This is a genomic window from Streptomyces sp. Je 1-79, from assembly GCF_025195125.1.
GTDB lineage: Bacteria > Actinomycetota > Actinomycetes > Streptomycetales > Streptomycetaceae > Streptomyces.
Genome location: NZ_JAMGSL010000003.1, coordinates 340,852 through 355,973, shown reverse-complemented (window position 1 = coordinate 355,973; position 15,122 = coordinate 340,852). Strand labels below are relative to the sequence as shown.

Genomic DNA, 15,122 nt, shown 5'->3' with positions numbered 1-15,122 from the left:
CCTACCTTCCTCTCGCCGCCGAACGAGAGACACGAAGAGGGAGGGCGCCGCATGCGCCGATACACGAGGACCCTGGTCGCCGCCGCGCTCACCACGACCGTGGTGGCCGGGACCGCGGGCTGGGCCTCCGGGCACGCGCAGCAGGCCGTGACCGGGGCGCCCGTGGGGGCCGAGGCCTGGAGGGCCGACGGGCTGCCCGACCCCGAGCGGACCAGCCCCGCCGACATCGCCGCGTTCTTCCGCGGCTTGAGCCCCGCCCGGCAGCAGGAGCTGCTGCGGGCGCACCCCTCCGTCGTCGGCAACCTCGACGGCGTTCCGCCGAAGCTCCGTTACGAGGCGAACGCCCGCACCCTCGGCCCGGAGTACGCCGGTCGGCAGGTCCTCGCCGTCGACCCGCGGGGACGCGGCCAGATCGCCCTCGTCGACGGCGACCTCACCACGGCCGAGCACGTGGCCGTCGTCGTCCCCGGCTCCGACATCGACGCCGGCAACGTCCGGCCCCTGACCGACATGGCCGACGCCCTGCGACGCGCCGTCGACAGCCGTACCACCGGCGGCCGTACCGCCGACAGCCGCACCACCGACCGCCACACCGCCGGCGGCCGTACCGCCGTCATCGCCTGGGCCGGTTACACCACGCCCGTCGGCGTCGGGGTGGACGCCGCCACCGGCGAGCTCGCCGAGGCCGGCGCCGAGCGGCTGACCCGGCTGACCGACGGCCTGGCCGCCGTCGGCGCGCCCGCCCCGTCGCTGTTCTGCCACAGCTACGGCTCCGTCGTCTGCGGCCTCGCCGCCCACGACCTCAAGGTCAAGGACCTCGTCGTCTTCGGCTCCCCCGGCATGCGCGCCGCGAACGTCGGCGAGCTGCGCACCTCCGCCCGCGTCTGGGCCGCCAAGGACCCGTCGGACTGGATCGACCGGATCCCGAACGTCCGCTTCGCCGGGCTCGGGCACGGCGCCGACCCCACCGACCCGGAGTTCGGCGCCCGCCGCGTCCCCGCCGACGACGCCCATGGCCACGACGGCTACTTCGCGCCCGGCACGCAGTCCCTCCGTACCTTCGCCGCCATCGCCCAGGGGGATGTCCGATGACCGCGCTCGCCGAACGCATCGAGGCCCGCACCCCCGCCCATCGCGACCGGGCCGTCGACGGCCTGCGCGCCCTCGCGCTGCTCGCCGTGCCGACCGGGCACTGGCTGCTCGGCGGGTTCACGCTCTCCTCCGACGGAGCGATCCACAACGCCAGCCCGCTCTCCGCCTTCGGCGGGCTCGCTCCGGTCAGCTGGATCCTTCAGATGCTGGGGATCTTCTTCCTCGTCGGGGGGTACGCGTCCGTCCTGTCGTACCGTCGCCACGAGGGTTCCGCGGGGGCCTGGCTCAAGGGCCGCCTCGTCCGGCTCGGCCGGCCCGTCCTCGGGGTCACGGCGGTGTGGGCCGGGCTCCTTCCCCTCCTCCACCACGGGTTCGGGGTGCCGGGCGACACCCTGCGAACGGCCTCCACGCTGGTGATCCAGCCGCTCTGGTTCGTCGGGGTGTACGCCGTCGTGACCGCCCTGACCCCGCTCTGTGTGCGCGCCGCCCGCCGGGCCGGGGTGTGGGCGGCGGCCCCGCTGCTCGGCTCCGTCGCCGTCGTCGACTTCCTGCGCTACGGGCCGTACGCGGACGCCATGCCCTCCTGGCTCAGCGCGCTGAACATCCTTCCCGGCTGGCTCTTCGCCTATCAGCTCGGTGTCTCCTGGGGCGAGGGGCGGGTCACCCGGCGGCACGCCCGGGGGCTGCTGCTCGGCGGCGCCGCGCTCTTCGCCGCCCTGCTGCTCGCGTTCGGATACCCGGCTTCGATGGTCGGCGTGCCCGGCGAGGCCCGCACCAACTCCCACCCGCCGTCGCTGCTCGTCCTCGCCCTGGCCGCCGCGCAGAGCGGCGCGGCGATCCTGCTCCGCGACCGGCTCGGGAAGCTGCTGCGGCGGCCCGCGCTGTGGGCGCCGGTCGTGGTCGTGAACCTGTCCGCGATGACGATCCTGTGCTGGCACCAGACGGCGATGCTCGCCGCCGCGATCCCGGCGTCGTACCGGGGTGAGGTCCCGGGGCTCGTCGGCGCGCCGGACTCGGTCGGCTGGATCCTCGCCCGGCTCGCCTGGCTGCCGCTCTTCGCGGGGCTGCTGGTGCTGATCGGCCGCTTCGCCCGCGGCTTCGAGTCCCCCCGGACCCGGAGCGGGCCCGTCCGCCGGACCGCGGCCGGCCTCCTCGCGGTGGGGTTCGCGGTCTTCGCCCTGGGGCTGGCGTGAGGGACGGGGCCCCGACCGGGGTACGCCTCCGCGGTACCCGCCTGCCCCCGCAGTACCCGCCTGCCCCCCGCCCCCGCCGTGGGTCCCCCGTCCCCCTACTCCCGCGCCGCCGACGTCGAGCCCATGTCCGGGTAGCGGTCGCCCGCCACCTGGGCCGCGATCGGCTCCAGCTCCGCCAGTTCCGGGTCGGTCAGCTTCAGACGGGTCGCCGCCGCGTTCTCCGCCAGGCGCGTGCGCTTGCGGGTGCCCGGGATCGGGACGACCGTCAGGCCGTGGACCGAGGCGCGCTGGTGGACCCAGGCCAGGGCCACCTGCGCGGCCGTCGCACCGTGGTCCGCCGCGATCTTGTGGACCGGCGCCAGCAGGGCCGTGTTCCGCACCGCGTTCTCGCCCGAGAAGCGCGGCTGGTAGGCGCGGTAGTCGTCGCCCGACAGCTCCTTCGAGGCGTCCGCGAACGCACCGGTCAGAAAGCCCCGGCCCAGCGGCGAGTACGGCACGAACGTCACGCCGAGCTCCGCCGCCGCGCCCACCGCGCTCTGCTCCACGTCGCGCGAGAACAGCGACCACTCCGACTGCAGGGCGGTGATCGGGTGCACCGCGTGGGCCTCGCGCAGCTCCGCGCCGGTCACCTCGCTCAGGCCCAGGTACCGGACCTTGCCCTCCCGTACGAGCTCCGCCATCGCCCCGACCGACTCCGCGAAGGGGACCTGCGGGTCGCGCCGGTGCATGTAGTAGAGGTCGATGGTCTCGATGCCGAGGCGGCGCAGGCTGGCCTCCACGGCCTTGCGGATGTACGCCGGGTCGTTGCGGATGCCCCGGTAGTGGGGGTCGTCGGCGCGCCGCTCGACGGCGAACTTGGTGGCGAGTGTGACCTCGTCGCGGTGGCGGGCGAGGAACGGCGCCAGGAACTCCTCGTTGGCGCCGCTGCCGTAGATGTCCGCGGTGTCGAACAGCGTGACGCCGGCCTCCAGCGCGGCGTCGAGGGTGTCGCGGGCGGCGGCCTCGTCCGTGTCCCCGTAGAACTCGCTGATGCCCATGGCTCCGAAGCCCTGGACGCCGATCTCCGGCCCGTCCTGTCCGCCGAGCCGTACGGTGTCGATCCTGGTGGTCATGAGGTCGTGCCTCCGCTTGTGGGTCCGCAGGTGGTTCCGTAGTGCCCGATCTTGATGTCGAGCACGGCGAGCGCGTCCTGGAGCTCGGTGATCCGGGCGAGGACGTCCCGGCGGGTGCTCTCCAGGAGCTCGCGCCGTTCGTCCCGGGTGTGATCGCCTTCCCGCACCAGTTCCGCGTACCGCACCATCCCCGCGACCGGCATCCCGGTCAGCCGGAGCTTGCCGACGAACGCGAGCCAGTCCAGGTCGCGCTGGGAGAAGCGGCGCTGGCCGGTGTGGGAACGGTCGACGTGCGGCATCAGGCCGATGCGCTCGTACCAGCGCAGGGTGTGAGCCGACAGCCCGGTCAGGGCGGCCACCTCGCTGATGGTGTGGCGGGCGCTGCTCTCGATCACGCTCATGGCCTCCACGCTAGAACCCTTGAGTGCACTCGAAGCAAGTAGGCTCGGCTCCATGTCCTTGCAGAGCCTGGCGTTGACCGAGAACTGGCCCGTCCCCACCGCGGCCGCCGCCGTCGTCCTCTCGGACGGCACCCTGGCCGGGTCGCACGGCCCCACCGGGCAGCGGTTCCCGCTCGCCTCGGTCACCAAGCCGCTGGCCGCGTACGCCGTCCTCGTCGCGTACGAGGAGGGGGCGATCGACCTCGACGAGCCGGCCGGGCCCGAGGGCGCGACGGTCCGGCACCTGCTGGCCCACACCTCGGGGCTGGCCTTCGACGAGTCCCGGGTGATGGCCGCGCCGGGCACGCGCCGGATCTACTCCAACACCGGGTTCGAGGCGCTCGGCGACCACGTAGCCAAGGCGACGGACATCCCGTTCGCCGAGTACCTGCACCAGGCCGTCCTGGAGCCGCTGGGCATGGCCTCGACGTCGCTGGAGGGCTCCCCCGCCAAGGACGGCGTCTCGACCGTCGACGACCTGGTGCGGTTCGCGGCCGAGGTGCAGGCGCCGAGGCTCCTCGACGCGCGCACGGTGCTGGACGCGATGACGGTGTCGTACCCGGGCCTGACCGGCATCCTGCCCGGCTACGGCCATCAGCGGCCCAACGACTGGGGGCTCGGGTTCGAGATCCGCGACGCCAAGTCGCCGCACTGGACGGGGGCCTCGTCCTCGCCGCGGACGTTCGGCCACTTCGGGCAGTCGGGCACGTTCCTGTGGATCGACCCGGACGCGCGCGCCGCGTGTGTGGCGCTGACCGACCGGGCCTTCGGGCCGTGGGCGGTGGAGGCGTGGCCGCCCTTCACGGACGCGGTCCTCACGGAGCTGCGCGGCTAGGACACCGTCCGGCCGGGGCGGTGCCGTCCCGGCACGACACTCCCTGGCCGCGCGCCGGACGGTGCGTCCGCGGGCGGGCGCGTGTCGTACGCGGACTCCGTCAGGGGGTGTCCGTGTGGGTCGGGGACGGTTTGGGGCCCGCCGTGCCCGTGGACCCCGGGCCGCCCGCGCCGCCGCCCGTGCCCGGATCCGTGCGCAACGGTCCGTCCGCGGTGGTGGGCCGGCCGCCCTCCGCCGGGGTCTCGGTCGGCGCCGGGGTGCCGACCTCGAATTCGTCGCAGCGCTCGGCCGGGCGGGTACTGCCCGGCCCCGACAGGACGACCGCGATCCGTCCGTCGGTCTCCTCCGCGTACGCGGCCGTGCACACCAGCTGGCGGGCGGCCGTCCCCTCCAGGTCTCCCAGCGGGAAGTCGAGGCTGACCCGCAGCACGGGCTCCCCGTCCTCGTCGGTCTCCACGTTCACCAAAGGGCCCCGCTTGCCGGTCTCCCACCCGAGCTCCGGGAGCCGGGTCGACAGGCCCGCGGCGCGCTCACCGGCCGTCGGACCGCGGAGCAGCGCGGAGAGTGCCGGGAGCGCGGCGACCCCGAGTCCCCGCGGGTACGTGGGCTGGGCCTCGCCCCTCAGCCGCTGGTCCGTGTCCAGCGCGCGGGCGGCCGGGGTCAGCCTGCCGTCCACGTCGACGTAGAAGAGCAGCAGGCGGCTGCCCTCGCCGGGCGCGACGGCGATCGTCGCCGGCCCGCCGGCCTCCACGACGTCGCTCTGCCGTATGCCGCAGCCGGTGAGCGCGAGGGCGCCCGCCAGGAGGGCCGCGCCGAGGGCGGTCCCGCGCCTCATCGCGGGATCCGCACGGTGAAGACCGCGCCGCCGTCGGGGCCGTTCGCGGCCGTGACGGTGCCGCCGTGCAGCCGGACGTTCTCCAGGGTGATGGCGAGCCCGAGGCCGCTGCCCGCGGAGCGGGTACGGGCCTGGTCCGCCTTGAAGAAGCGGTCGAAGACGTGCGGCAGGACCTCGGCGGGGATGCCGGGCCCCCGGTCGGCGACCTCGGTGACCAGCCAGTCGCCGTCGGCACGCAGGCTCACCGTGACGGGTGCCTCGCCGTGCCGCAGGGCGTTGCCGACGAGGTTGGCCACCACGATGTCGTAGCGGCGCGGGTCGAGGCGGGCGCGCACTCCGGCGGGCAGTTCGGTCCGGACGAGCTCCGGATCGGTCCAGTGGCGGTGCTGAAGGGTCTTGCGCACACTGTCGGCCACGTCCACCTCGTCCACGTGGAGTTCGGCGGCGCGTGCGTCGAAGCGGGAGATCTCCATGAGGTCCTCCACGAGCACGGCGAGCTTGCCGGTCTCGGCGCTGATGAGCCGTACCGCCCGGGCGGTGTCGCTGTCGAGCGTGGCCGCGTCCTCGTCGAGGACCTCGGTGACGGCCAGCATCCCGGCCAGCGGGGTGCGCAGTTCGTGGGAGACGTCGGAGGCGAAGCGCCGGGCGCGGGCCTCGGCGTGCCGGAGCTCGACGACGGAGCGTTCGAGCGCGGCGGCGGACTCGTTGAACGTCCGTGCGAGATCGGCGAGTTCGTCGCTGCCCTTGGCCTGGATCCGGGTGTCGAGTTCGCCGCGCCCCATGGAGTCGGCCGCGCGTCGCAGCTCCCGTACCGGACGGAGCACGCTGCGGGCGGCGAGCAGGGCGGGGATCAGGGCGACGGCGAGCGCGGGCAGGGCCCCGTCGCGGGCGGCGAGGACCATCGCCTCGACGTTGGCCTCCTCGACGTCGAGTTCCATGACCGCGTACAGCACGAGGCCGGTGCGGTGGACGGCCTTGGCCGGGGTGTGCGCCCGGAAGACGGCGGGGACGGCGACGGTCAGATAGGGCCGGCCGTTCTTGACGACCCGCTGGAAGGAGCCGTGGGCGGAGTCCCGCGCTCGGGAGCGGAGTTCGGAGGTGATGACGCTGGAGGTGGGCCGGTCGGCGGACGAGACGCTGAGGGAGCCGTACTCGGCGTAGACCCGCCAGGGCCGCGGCTTGCCCTGGCGGGCGATCTGCTGGAGGTCGTAGCGGAGCGAGTCCTCCTCGACGGGCAGCGTCACGTTGAGGACCTGGACCCGCTCGCGGAAGGCGGACACGGCGGTGTCCTGGGCCTGTTCGAGGATGGCGTTGCGGGCGGCCCGGTAGGTCAGGGCGGCGGTGGTGCCGCAGCAGATGGCGGCGACGAGGAGGAAGGCGAGGACGAGCCGGGTGCGGAGCCCGAAGGGGTGGCGGCGGCGCGGGGTGCGGCGGCGGTTCACAGCGGCCCGAAGCGGTAGCCGAAGCCGCGCAGGGTCTGGATGTAGCGGGGGGTGCCGGCAGGGTCCTCGATCTTGGTGCGCAGTCGGCGGACGCAGGCGTCCACGAGGCGGGCGTCGCCGTGGTAGCTGTGCTCCCAGACGTGTTCGAGGAGCTGCTGGCGGCTGAAGACCTGTTCCGGGTGGGCGCTCAGGTGGAGCAGGAGCTTGAGCTCGGAGGGGGCGAGGGCGAGGCGTTCGCCGGACTTGGCGACGGTGAGACCGGCACGGTCGATGGCTATGTCGCCGTGGAACTCGACGGAGGGGCGGCCGGCCCCGGGCTCCTCGATGCGCCGCAGGACGGCGCGTATCCGGGCCTCGATGACCTCGGTGCGGGCGGGTTTGACGATGTAGTCGTCGGCGCCCGCCTCCAGGCCGATGACGACGTCGAAGTCGTCACCGCGCGCGGTGAGCATGATGATCGGCAGCTGGCTGGTCTCGCGGACCCGCCGGCAGACCTGGACGCCGTTCATGCCGGGCAGCATCAGGTCGAGCAGCAGCAGGTCGGGGCGGAACTCCCGGAGCAGGGCGAGCCCGGCCTCTCCGGTGGCGGCGGTCCGCACCTCGTGCCCACGGCGCCGCAGGCCCAGCTCGACCCCTTCGCGGACGGAGGGGTCGTCTTCTATGAGGAGCACGCGTGGCATGGCGGCAGTATCCCAAGGTGAGGAGGGAGGACGGTCGGAGGCGGTACGGCTCAGGCCCGGTACGGCCAGGCCCGGGACCGGTATGGATCAGGCTCTGCATGCGCGGCCGCGCAGGCGCCGGCCGAGGCCCGTCAGCAGGGCCTGCACCTCCGTGAGCCGGAGCGGCAGGGCCAGCAGCCCGAAGACGGCGAGGACGACGAGGCACCCCGCCGCGCCGGAGACGAGAGCGCCCGCCGGAGCGGTCGTGTCGGCGGCGAGGAGCCCGAACCCGGTGGCCGGTACGGCTGCCACGAGCAGCCGCGCGAGCGCCGAGGCGGCGCCGGGTGCTCCCGGACCTCCCCTGTCGGACCGCGCGCCCTCACCGGATGCACCGAACGCATTGGACGCCCTGGATGCACCGGACGCACCACGCGTTTCTCCCGACGGCTGGGCGGGCAGCGGGGCGCGTACGCGCGTCAGGCGGCGGCGGAGGGCGTACGCCGTCAGGGCCCAGCCCGACCACAGGGCGAGCGAGTAGCCGGCCGCCATGCCCGCCACCGCCCAGGTCGGCGGGAGAAGCAGGTACGCGGTCACGGAGAGGCCCGCGTTGAGGGCCGCGATCACCAGGTTGAGGAGGAAGGGGGTCCTGGTGTCCCGCAGCGCGTAGAAGGCGCGGGTGCAGACGTACTGGCCCGAGAAGGCGATCAGGCCGGGTGCGAACCCCATCAGGATCCAGGCCATCGCGCGGATGTCGTCGGCGCCGGTCCTGCCGTGCTGGAAGACCAGGCCCATCAGCGGCACCGCCAGGGCGAAGAGCGCGCAGGCCGCCGGGACGACCGCCGCCGTGGAGGTGCGGAGCCCGTACGAGACGTCCCGCCGGACCCCCGTCAGGTCGCCGTCCGCCGCCGCCCCGCTCATCCGCGGCAGCAGCGCCGTCATCAGCGAGACGGTGACGATGCCGTGCGGCACGGCCCACAGCAGATAGGCGTTGTTGTACGCGGCGAAGCCGAAGCCCCCGCCGGCGTCCAGCTCCTCCGCCCGTGTCCCGGCCGCCGTCGCCAGCTTCGTCGTCACCCAGTACGCGGCCTGGTTGGTGAGGACCAGCAGCACCAGCCACCCCGCGGACCGCAGCGGCGTCGTCAGGCCGCTGCCGCGCCAGTCGAAGCGCGGGCGCCAGCGGAAGCCGGCCGACCGGAGCGAGGGGACCAGCGCCAGCGCCTGCAGGGCGATGCCCGCCGTCGTGCCCCAGCCGAGCAGCGCCGTCTCCCCCTCGGTCAGTCCGCCGCCCACGGCCGTCACCAGGTAGAGCGCGAACACCCCGATGACGACGAGGTTGTTGAGGACCGGCGTCCACATCATCGCGCCGAACCGGCCCCGGGCGTTCAGGACCTGCCCGAGCAGCGTGAAGAGCCCCAGGAAGAAGATCTGCGGCAGGCAGTACCGGGCGAAGGCGACCGTCATCGACTCCTGGGCACCGCTGTAGTCGGTGTACGCGTCGACGATCGCGGGCGCCGCGATCACCGCGCCCGCCGTCAGCGCCAGCAGCGCGCAGACGCAGACCGTGAGGAGACGGTCGGTGTAGGCGACACCGCCGTCCTCGTGCTCCTTGGCCGCCTTGACCAGCTCGGGCACGAAGACCGCGTTGAGGGCGCCGCCGAGGAGCAGCATGTAGACGATGGTGGGGATGGTGTTGCCGACCGCGTAACCGTCGGCGATCCCCCCGACGCCCAGGGCCGCGGCGACCACCGCCGAGCGTACGAATCCGGTGGCGCGCGAGACCAGCGACCCGGCGGCCATGAGCGCGCCGCTGCGCAGTACGGAGGGGGTGCGCTGCTTCGGCGCCTCCACGAGGGTCGCGGTCATCGGCGGGCCAGGTAGGCCTGGAAGGCCCGGTACAGCGTGTGGTTGGTCGTGCCGGCCAACGGTGTCTCCCACTCCCCCAGCGTCTCGACGGCCTGCCCGCCCGTGCCGAGCTTCCAGCGCAGCAGACCGTGGGCGCGGTCGTCCGGATCAAGGGTGGAGGGTATCCCGCGCATGTCGTAGACGTCCGCGCCGAGCGCGTGGGCGTCGGCCAGCATCCGCCACTGCAGGGCGTTGGAGGGGCGCACCTCGCGGCGGTGGTCGGCGGAGGCGCCGGTCTGGTACCAGACCCGCTTCCCCACGGTGATCATGGTGTGGGCAGCCAGCGTCTCGCCCTCGTGGCGGGCGAGGTAGAGCTTCATCCGCCCCGGTTCCTCGGCGTTGAGGACCGCGTACTGGCGCTCGTAGTACGCGAGGGAGCGGCCGAGCCGGAAGCCGTCGCGCTCCTCGGTGATCCGCAGGAGCCGGAAGAACTCGGGCAGGTCGGCCGCCGAGCCGACGACGATCTCCACGCCGGACGTGCGGGCCTTGCGGACGTTGCGCCGCCACTCCTGGTTGAGGCCCTTCCACAGGTCGTCGGAGCTGCGGCCGGCGAGCGGGACCCGGTAGACGTGGCGGGGCTGGGCGTCGGCTCCGTCGGAGTCGCCGGTCGAGTCGCCGCCGCAGCGGCGCCAGCCGCGGGAGCGGAGCCGTTCGGCGACGGCGGTGCCGAGCGGGTCGACGTCGTCGGCGAGGACGTCGGCGAGCCGCCGGCCCGCTCCGGTGTGCGCCTTGAGGGTGGCGGCGTTCCAGCGGCGGAAGTCGGGCGAGGGCCCGATGCGTACGGCGAAGGCCCCGGCGGCGCGCAGGTGCTGGAGCAGCGGGGTGAGCCAGCCGTCGATGTCGGGATCGGACCAGTCGGCGACGGGCCCTTCGGGGAGGTAGGCGAAGTACTTGCGGGTGCCGGGGAACGGGCGCAGCAGGACGAGGCCAACGCCCGTGAGGTGTCCGCCCTCGGGCCCCCAGCCGAGGAGCTGGTGCCTCCAGCCGTCCTTCACTCCGGCCCAGGAGGGGAGCTGGAGGAAGCCGGCGCCCCCACCGCTCCTGGCGAGGTGGGCGCGGTACTCCTCGGAGGTGAGGAGCTCCACGCGTGTGGTGCGCCGGGGTGCGGCCGTCATGAGCAGAGCTGACACAACGAGAGCCTCCTTGTTCCGCCCCTCGGTCGTGGGGCGCACAGGATGCTCACAGCCGTCCTTGACCGTGCCGCGCGTCGTGTGTGACCGGACGATGACCGTTCCTCACCAGCCCTTGTCACAGAGCCTCCGAGGTGCTTCCGGCGTCCTACAGTCCGGGCATCCCGCACTTTTCTCCGGAGGCTTCCGTGATGTCCGTACGCACCCGAGCCCGCGCCCGAATACGTCCGGCGCTCGTTGCCCTCGCGCTCTGCGGCTCCCTCACCGCCTGCACGGCGGGGGCGGTGGGCGCGCCCCGTGACGAGGGCAGCGCGGAGTCCGCGCAGACGCCGGCGAAGGTGACCGTCGCGAGCCCCGCGGCGGGACGGACCGTGACGGTCACGGCGACCGGCGGCACGCTGACGGCGGTGAAGGTCGTCGACGCGGACGGAGACGCGCTGGCCGGCCGTACCGGGGCGGACGGGACGACCTGGGTCTCGGACCGGAAGGCGGTGACGGGCACCTCGTACCGCGTGGAGGCGACCGTCCGTACGGCGGGCGGCAAGGAGACGACGACCCGGTCGACGTTCACGACGGCCGAGGCGTCGAAGGTCAACAAGCTGACGCTGGCGCCCGGGAAGAACACGACGGTCGGGGTCGGACAGCCGCTGTCGATCGTCTTCGACCGGCCGGTGACCCACAGGGCCGAGGTGGAGAAGCAGCTCAAGGTCACGACCTCGAACGGCACGGTCGGGTCGTGGGGATGGCTGAAGGACTGGTCGGGCAGGGACCGGGTGGACTGGCGGCCGAAGGAGTACTGGAAGCCGGGCACGAAGGTCACGCTCGACGCGACGCTCGACGGGACGGACTCGGGCGGCGGCTGGTTCGTACGGGACTACCGGACCGGCTTCACCGTCGGGGCCGCGGCGCAGGTCGTGAAAGTGGACCTGGACCGCAAGAAGTTGGTGCTGGAGCGGGACGGGCGCGCGGTGCGCACGATCTCCGTGTCGGGCGGGACGCCCGGCGGCGACAAGCGGTCGTGGCGGGGTACGGCGGTGCTGATGGCGAAGGAGGGCACGATCAACATGAACTCGGAGACGGTCGGGCTCGGGGACGCCTACGACAAGATGGTCGACTACTCGATGCGCCTGACCTGGTCGGGGATGTACGCCCACGCGGCTCCGTGGAACGCGGCGTACTTCGGGCGCGCCAACCGCAGTTCGGGCTGTATCGGCATGAGCGACGCCGACGCGGCGTGGTTCTACGGACAGGTCCGCGCGGGCGACCCGTTCGAGATCCGCGGGGCGGACACGAAGGGCACGGTCGCCGAGGGCAACGGCTACGGCGCGTGGAACCTGAGCTGGGAGCAGTGGCAGGCGAAGAGCGCGGTCGGCCGCTGACGCGACCGGGACCCGGTGGGCGGCCGGCCGGGGGATCGGCGTGGTGCCGCTCGGCCGCTCAGGCGCCGCCCCGCTCCCCGGGGGCCGGGCCGGTCAGGCGCGGCGCATCTCCCAGAGGAGGATCTCCGCGTCCGACGTGGCCAGGACCGCGAGGTCGCGCCCGTCCGTGACGCGGGCCGCGTCGCCGGGGTACAGCTCCTCGCCGTCGAGGCGGACCGTGCCGCGCACCAGGTGCGCGTAGACGAGGTCCGCGTCCGGGACGGCCGTGCGTTCGCCCGCCTCCAGGCGGCGGACGTGGAGCATCGCGGCCGCCTCCGGGAGGGCGTACGGAGTGGAGTCGGCGATACCGCGGACGATCTCGTAGGCGGGGTCGCCGCCCGGCTCCAGCGGGGCGAGCCACATCTGGACGAAGACCAGCGGCACGTCGGCGTCGTTGCGCTCCTCGTGCCGTACGCCCCCCGCGGAGCTGAGCCGCTGGAGGTCGCCGGGCCGGACGACCGTGGTGTGTCCGGCGGCCGTGTCCTGGTGGGTCAGCTCGCCCTCGACGACCCAGGTGACGATCTCGGTGTGACGGTGCGGGTGCTCGGCGAACCCGGCGCCGGGCGCGAGCCGCTCCTCGTTGCAGGCGAGCACGGCACCGAAGCGGAGGTTGTCGGGGTCGTAGTGCGACCCGAAGGAGAAGGCGTGCCGGGTCTCGATACCGTCCCCGGCGTCTCCCCCGGGATAGCGGTCGCCGGCGCGCTGTACGGAAATCACGGGCCTACGGTATCCCCGGCCCCCGCCGGCCGTGGCCGCCTTCCCCCGGACCCCGTCCGCCCCGGCGGAACGCATGCCCCCAACCCCCTGGACACACATCGGTGGCCCGATGAGGCACCCTTAGTCCGTGTCTGAACCGACGAACGCCCCCCATCCGCACTCCGCGACCCTGAAGCGCCTCGAACAGTCCTCCGGCCGGCTCGCCGCCAACGCCATTGCCCGTATGGACGAGACGCTGCCGTGGTACCGGGCGATGCCGCCCGAGAACCGGTCGTGGATCGGTCTGGTCGCCCAGGCCGGTATCGCCGCGTTCACCGAGTGGTTCCGGCACCCGGAGACGCCTCAGGCCATCTCCACCGACGTCTTCGGCACCGCTCCACGCGAGCTGACCCGCGCCATCACACTGCGCCAGACCGTCGAGATGGTGCGCACCACCATCGAGGTCATGGAGACGGCGATCGAGGAGGTCGCCGCCCCCGGCGACGAGTCCATCCTCCGCGAGGCGCTCCTCGTCTACGCCCGGGAGATCGCCTTCGCGACCGCCCAGGTCTACGCGCAGGCCGCCGAGGCACGCGGCGCCTGGGACGCGCGCCTGGAGTCGCTCGTCGTCAACGCGGTCCTGTCCGGCGAGGCCGACGAGGGCGCCGTCTCCCGCGCCGCCGCCCTCGGCTGGAACTCCCCCGACCACGTCTGCGTCGTCCTCGGCACCGCCCCCGACGGCGACAGCGAGCTGACCGTCGAGGCCATCCGCCGCGCCGCCCGGCACGCCAAGCTCCAGGTCCTCACCGGTGTCCTCGGCAACCGGCTCGTCGTCATCGCCGGCGGCAACGACAACCCGCTCGCCGTGGCGAAGGCGCTGATCGGGCCGTACGCCGCGGGCCCGGTCGTCGCGGGCCCCGTCGTCCCCGACCTGCTCGCGGCGACCCGCTCCGCGCAGGCCGCCGCGGCCGGTCTCAAGGCGTGTACGGCGTGGCAGGACGCCCCGCGGCCGGTTCTGGCGGACGATCTGCTTCCGGAGCGTGCCATCGCCTCCGACCCTTCGGCCCGTGAGCAGCTGGTGGAGGAGATCTACAGACCGCTGGAGGAAGCGGGCTCGGCTCTGCTGGAAACACTGAGTGTCTATCTGGAGCAGGCGAGCAGCCTCGAAGGCGCGGCACGGATGCTCTTCGTCCACCCCAACACCGTGCGCTACCGGCTTCGACGTGTGACAGACGTCACCGGCTGGTCACCCTCCGATGTCCGTTCCGCGTTCACGCTGCGAATCGCGCTCATCCTGGGGCGCTTGGCCGACGGAGATTCGCAGTCCTAGACTTTTGTCGAACACCAACAATTCCCCCGACGGTTCTTCGTCCTAGTCCCCACGGGCGCTTGGAGCCGTCCCCAAGAGAGAGTGTGAGGGTGCTCGTACTCGTCGCTCCCGGCCAAGGCGCCCAGACGCCCGGCTTCCTGACTCCCTGGCTCGAACTCCCCGGTGCCGCCGACCGCCTGGCGGCCTGGTCCGAGGCCATCGGGCTCGACCTCGTCCACTACGGCACGAAAGCGGACGCGGACGAGATCCGTGACACCGCCGTCGCCCAGCCCCTGCTCGTCGCCGCGGGCCTGCTCTCCGCCGCCGCGCTCGGCACATCTGCCGCTGACGCGGCGGGCGCCCCCGGCGCCGTCGCGGGCCACAGCGTCGGCGAGATCACCGCGGCCGCGTTCGCCGGCGTCCTCGACGACACCGCCGCCCTGCGTCTCGTACGGACGCGTGGCCTGGCGATGGCCGAGGCCGCCGCGGTCACCGAGACCGGCATGTCCGCGCTGCTCGGCGGAGACCCCGAAGTGACGGTTCCGCACCTCGAGAAGCTCGGTCTGACCCCGGCCAACGTCAACGGCGCCGGCCAGATCGTGGCCGCCGGCACCCTGGAGCAGCTGGCCGCCCTGGAGGCGGACAAGCCCGAGGGCGTCCGCCGGGTCGTGGCACTGAAGGTCGCCGGCGCGTTCCACACGCACCACATGGCGCCCGCGGTGGCGAAGCTGGAGGCCGCCGCGAAGTCGCTGACGGTCGCCGCTCCGCAGGTGCGCTACGTCTCCAACAAGGACGGCCAGGTCGTCACCGAGGGCGCGGAGGTCATCGCGCGCCTCGTCGGCCAGGTCGCCAACCCGGTCCGCTGGGACCTGTGCATGGAGACCTTCAAGGCCCTGGGCGCGACGGCGCTGATCGAGGTGTGCCCCGGCGGCACCCTGACCGGTCTCGCCAAGCGCGCGCTTCCGGGCGTGGCGACGGTCGCCCTGAAGACCCCCGACGACCTCGACGCGGCCCGCACGCTCGTCGCCGAGCACACTGCAGCCTGAGAAGGAGCCGTAG

The 15,122-nt window shown here is 73.7% G+C and carries 14 protein-coding genes; 6 read left to right on the top strand and 8 right to left on the bottom strand.

The genetic code is table 11. The features are described 5' to 3' along the window. Window positions 1–51 precede the first annotated feature (51 nt). Both M5362_RS06980 and M5362_RS06975 read left to right on the top strand, forming a co-directional pair. On the top strand, window positions 52–1,092 hold the full coding sequence (locus M5362_RS06980; RefSeq protein ID WP_260226450.1) for an alpha/beta hydrolase family protein: 1,041 nt from the start codon (window positions 52–54) through the stop codon (window positions 1,090–1,092). Next, complete coding sequence (locus M5362_RS06975) at window positions 1,089–2,285, top strand: acyltransferase (RefSeq protein WP_260226449.1); 1,197 nt, start codon at window positions 1,089–1,091, stop codon at window positions 2,283–2,285. Before M5362_RS06980 ends, M5362_RS06975 begins: the two co-directional genes overlap by 4 nt. 95 nt (window positions 2,286–2,380) lie before the next feature. Here the strand turns inward: M5362_RS06975 and M5362_RS06970 are convergent, their stop codons facing one another. Both M5362_RS06970 and M5362_RS06965 read right to left on the bottom strand, forming a co-directional pair. Then, window positions 2,381–3,397, bottom strand: coding sequence for an aldo/keto reductase (locus M5362_RS06970; RefSeq protein ID WP_260226448.1), 1,017 nt, complete (start codon window positions 3,395–3,397; stop codon window positions 2,381–2,383). Then, a complete protein-coding gene (locus M5362_RS06965) occupies window positions 3,394–3,798 on the bottom strand; it encodes a MerR family transcriptional regulator (protein WP_260226447.1) in 405 nt (134 codons plus the stop codon). The genes M5362_RS06970 and M5362_RS06965 overlap by 4 nt, the downstream gene beginning before the upstream one ends. Window positions 3,799–3,850: 52 nt before the next feature. Between M5362_RS06965 and M5362_RS06960 the strand changes: the two genes are divergently transcribed. Continuing rightward, window positions 3,851–4,672 carry a serine hydrolase gene (locus M5362_RS06960; protein ID WP_260226446.1) on the top strand — a complete coding sequence of 274 codons (822 nt, stop codon included), beginning with the start codon at window positions 3,851–3,853 and terminating at the stop codon, window positions 4,670–4,672. Window positions 4,673–4,772: 100 nt separating this feature from the next. Here M5362_RS06960 and M5362_RS06955 read toward each other — a convergent pair whose 3' ends face one another. The 5 genes from M5362_RS06955 to M5362_RS06935 form a co-directional block, all read right to left on the bottom strand. After that, entirely contained in the window at window positions 4,773–5,507 is a 735-nt protein-coding gene (locus tag M5362_RS06955) for a hypothetical protein (RefSeq protein ID WP_260226445.1), read from the bottom strand. After that, window positions 5,504–6,949, bottom strand: a complete 1,446-nt coding sequence (locus M5362_RS06950) for a cell wall metabolism sensor histidine kinase WalK (RefSeq protein WP_260226444.1) — start codon at window positions 6,947–6,949, stop codon at window positions 5,504–5,506. Before M5362_RS06950 ends, M5362_RS06955 begins: the two co-directional genes overlap by 4 nt. Further along, on the bottom strand, window positions 6,946–7,629 hold the full coding sequence (locus tag M5362_RS06945; RefSeq protein WP_260226443.1) for a response regulator transcription factor: 684 nt from the start codon (window positions 7,627–7,629) through the stop codon (window positions 6,946–6,948). The genes M5362_RS06950 and M5362_RS06945 overlap by 4 nt, the downstream gene beginning before the upstream one ends. A gap of 87 nt (window positions 7,630–7,716) precedes the next feature. Continuing rightward, window positions 7,717–9,471, bottom strand: coding sequence for a murein biosynthesis integral membrane protein MurJ (murJ, locus tag M5362_RS06940; protein WP_260226442.1), 1,755 nt, complete (start codon window positions 9,469–9,471; stop codon window positions 7,717–7,719). Beyond that, the gene (locus tag M5362_RS06935) at window positions 9,468–10,640 is read right to left on the bottom strand and encodes an aminoacyltransferase (protein WP_260226441.1); all 1,173 of its coding nucleotides are present in this window, start codon (window positions 10,638–10,640) and stop codon (window positions 9,468–9,470) included. Before M5362_RS06935 ends, murJ begins: the two co-directional genes overlap by 4 nt. A 191-nt stretch (window positions 10,641–10,831) precedes the next feature. On the opposite strand from M5362_RS06935, the gene M5362_RS06930 reads away from it, so the two are divergent. Beyond that, entirely contained in the window at window positions 10,832–12,019 is a 1,188-nt protein-coding gene (locus M5362_RS06930) for an Ig-like domain-containing protein (protein WP_260226440.1), read from the top strand. Between the two features lie 93 nt (window positions 12,020–12,112). Here the strand turns inward: M5362_RS06930 and M5362_RS06925 are convergent, their stop codons facing one another. Continuing rightward, complete coding sequence (locus tag M5362_RS06925; protein WP_260226439.1) at window positions 12,113–12,775, bottom strand: pirin family protein; 663 nt, start codon at window positions 12,773–12,775, stop codon at window positions 12,113–12,115. A 127-nt stretch (window positions 12,776–12,902) separates the two neighbouring features. On the opposite strand from M5362_RS06925, the gene fasR reads away from it, so the two are divergent. Both fasR and M5362_RS06915 read left to right on the top strand, forming a co-directional pair. Beyond that, window positions 12,903–14,084 carry a fatty acid biosynthesis transcriptional regulator FasR gene (gene fasR / locus M5362_RS06920; RefSeq protein WP_260226438.1) on the top strand — a complete coding sequence of 394 codons (1,182 nt, stop codon included), beginning with the start codon at window positions 12,903–12,905 and terminating at the stop codon, window positions 14,082–14,084. Window positions 14,085–14,173: 89 nt separating this feature from the next. Then, window positions 14,174–15,109: an ACP S-malonyltransferase gene (locus M5362_RS06915; protein WP_260226437.1), complete on the top strand. Its 936-nt coding sequence runs from the start codon at window positions 14,174–14,176 to the stop codon at window positions 15,107–15,109. Window positions 15,110–15,122: the final 13 nt, after the last annotated feature.

What these genes read in the sequence shown, in the direction of transcription:
- M5362_RS06970 (WP_260226448.1), bottom strand. Translation starts at nt 3,397, where the DNA reads ATGACCACCAGGATCGACACCGTACGGCTCGGCGGACAGGACGGGCCG.
- M5362_RS06955 (WP_260226445.1), bottom strand. Translation starts at nt 5,507, where the DNA reads ATGAGGCGCGGGACCGCCCTCGGCGCGGCCCTCCTGGCGGGCGCCCTC.
- M5362_RS06930 (WP_260226440.1), top strand. Translation starts at nt 10,832, where the DNA reads ATGTCCGTACGCACCCGAGCCCGCGCCCGAATACGTCCGGCGCTCGTT.
- M5362_RS06965 (WP_260226447.1), bottom strand. Translation starts at nt 3,798, where the DNA reads ATGAGCGTGATCGAGAGCAGCGCCCGCCACACCATCAGCGAGGTGGCC.
- murJ (WP_260226442.1), bottom strand. Translation starts at nt 9,471, where the DNA reads ATGACCGCGACCCTCGTGGAGGCGCCGAAGCAGCGCACCCCCTCCGTA.
- M5362_RS06975 (WP_260226449.1), top strand. Translation starts at nt 1,089, where the DNA reads ATGACCGCGCTCGCCGAACGCATCGAGGCCCGCACCCCCGCCCATCGC.
- M5362_RS06980 (WP_260226450.1), top strand. Translation starts at nt 52, where the DNA reads ATGCGCCGATACACGAGGACCCTGGTCGCCGCCGCGCTCACCACGACC.
- M5362_RS06960 (WP_260226446.1), top strand. Translation starts at nt 3,851, where the DNA reads ATGTCCTTGCAGAGCCTGGCGTTGACCGAGAACTGGCCCGTCCCCACC.
- M5362_RS06945 (WP_260226443.1), bottom strand. Translation starts at nt 7,629, where the DNA reads ATGCCACGCGTGCTCCTCATAGAAGACGACCCCTCCGTCCGCGAAGGG.